Consider the following 2,285-nt stretch of genomic DNA (forward strand, 5'->3'; position numbering starts at 1 on the left):
TGCCGGGGACCGCCGTGGCGACGGTCAGCGCGTGCCGGGGACCGCCGTGGCGACGGTCAGCGCGTGCCGGGGACCGCCGTGGCGACGGTCGACTGCTAGCTCAGCCCACCGAAGAGGGTGGTCACCGAGCCGTCGTCGAACACCTCGCGGATCGCCCGGGCCAACAGCGGCGCTATCGACAGGACCGTCAGCTTGTCGAGCTGCTTCTCGGGCGGCAGCGGCAGCGTGTTGGTCACCACCACCTCGCTGATCGGGCTGTTCTTCAACCGCTCGGTGGCCGGGTCGGAGAGCAGGGCGTGGGTGGACGCGACGATCACGTCCGCCGCACCGGCCTCCTTCAGGATGTCCGCCGCCTTGCAGATCGTGCCACCCGTGTCGATCATGTCGTCGACGATCAGGCAGACCCGACCCTCGACCTCCCCGACCACCCGGTTCGCCACCACCTGGTTGGGCTTGAGCGGATCCCGCGTCTTGTGGATGAAGGCCAGCGGGCACCCGCCCAGTCGGTCGGTCCACCGCTCGGCCACCCGAACCCGACCCGAGTCCGGGGCCACCACCGTCATCGGCCTACCGACGTACCGGCGCTGCACGTATTCGGCCAGGATGTCCATCGCGAAGAGGTGGTCCACCGGGCCGTCGAAGAACCCCTGGATCTGCGCGGTGTGCAGATCCACGGTGAGGATCCGGTTCGCCCCGGCGCTCTTGAGCAGGTCGGCGACGAGTCGAGCCGAGATCGGCTCCCGCCCGCGGTGCTTCTTGTCCTGCCGGGAGTACGGGTAGAACGGCAGGACCACTGTGATGCGCTTGGCCGATCCACGCTTCAGCGCGTCGACCATGATCAGGGTCTCCATGACCCAGGTGTTGACCCCGTGGGTGACGGACTGCACCACGAAGGCGTCCGAGCCACGAACCGACTCCTTGAAACGGACGAAGATCTCGCCGTTGGCGAATTCGTACGCGTCGGTCGGCGTCGGCGCAACGCCGAGCACCTCACCGATCTCGTTGGCCAACTCCGGAAAACCACGTCCGGAGAAGAGCATCAGGCTCTTGCGATTTTCGGCGACGATGCTGCCCATGGCCGGTCTGCTCCCGTTGGTCGGCGTACCCGGCGGTGGTGGCCGGAGACTTTTTGCGGTTGCAGTATCTACCCCGTCTGACGCCGGACCCACCGGCTGGGTGCTCCCGTGCATTCGCTCACCTTCACTTGCCTAGCGGGCCACCCCCGACGCACCCTCCGCCGCGTCCCCGGGCGTCCCGGCCGACCCACCGGCCGCCTCCCGACCGGCCCGCTCCGCAGCCGCCGCCGAGGCGGTACCGGCCCGCCGTCGGGCCACCCACCCCTCGATGCTGCGCTGCGGAGCCCTGGTCACCCCCAACGCGCCCGCCGGCACGTCCTGGGTGATCGAACTCCCCGCCGCCACGTACGCACCGGGACCCACCTCGACCGGGGCGATCAGGGTGGTGTCACAGCCGACGAAGGCCGCCTCCCCGACCGTGGTCCGGTGCTTGGCCTGACCGTCGTAGTTGACGAAGATCGTCGCCGCGCCGATGTTCGCCTTCGCCCCGATCGTGGCGTCACCCACGTACGACAGGTGCGGCACCTTGGCACCCGGGCCGACCTCGGAGTTCTTCACCTCGACGAAGGTGCCGACCTTCGCCCGCTCGGCCAGCCGCGCCGCCGGCCGCAGATAGGCGTACGGGCCGACTGTGGCACCCGGTCCTACCTCGGCCTGCACCGCGTGGCTGCGCAGCACCGTGGCCCCCGCCCCGACCACCGTGTCGATCAGGGTGACGTCCGGGCCGACCACGGCACCGGCTCCGACCACGCTGCCACCGCGAAGCTGGGTGTTCTGGTCGATCACCGCGTCCCGGTCCACCGCCACAGTGACGTCGATCCAGGTGGTGTCCGGGTCCAGGATGCTGACCCCGGTCCGCATCCACGCCTCGTTGACCCGGTCGCGCAGCAGTCGGCGCAGCGCCGCCAACTCGACCCGGTCGTTGCAGCCCAACGTCTCGACGTGGTCGGCGGCGACGTGCACCGCCACCGGCTCACCGGCCGACCCGAGCAGGGCGAACACGTCGGTGAGGTACTCCTCACCCTGGTCGTTGTCGGTGGAGATCTTGCTCAGGGCGACCCGCAGGTGGCCGGCGTCGAAGGCGTAGATGCCGGCGTTGATCTCGCGTACCGCCCGCTGCTCGTCGGTCGCGTCCCGCTCCTCGACGATCCGCTCCAGCCGCCCGGCGGCGTCGCGCAGGATCCGGCCGAGGCCGGTCGGCTCGGGCAC

At 70.3% G+C, this 2,285-nt stretch carries 1 protein-coding gene and 1 pseudogene; both read right to left on the reverse strand.

The window, feature by feature from the left end; genetic code table 11:
* Positions 1-95 precede the first annotated feature (95 nt).
* A complete protein-coding gene (locus ABT336_RS27300) occupies positions 96-1,076 on the reverse strand; it encodes a ribose-phosphate diphosphokinase (protein WP_350900460.1) in 981 nt (326 codons plus the stop codon).
* Between the two features lie 54 nt (positions 1,077-1,130).
* A pseudogene (glmU, locus tag ABT336_RS27305) lies at positions 1,131-2,285 on the reverse strand (bifunctional UDP-N-acetylglucosamine diphosphorylase/glucosamine-1-phosphate N-acetyltransferase GlmU); the annotation flags it as partial.

This window comes from Micromonospora sp. NPDC000207 (assembly GCF_040300925.1).
GTDB lineage: Bacteria > Actinomycetota > Actinomycetes > Mycobacteriales > Micromonosporaceae > Micromonospora.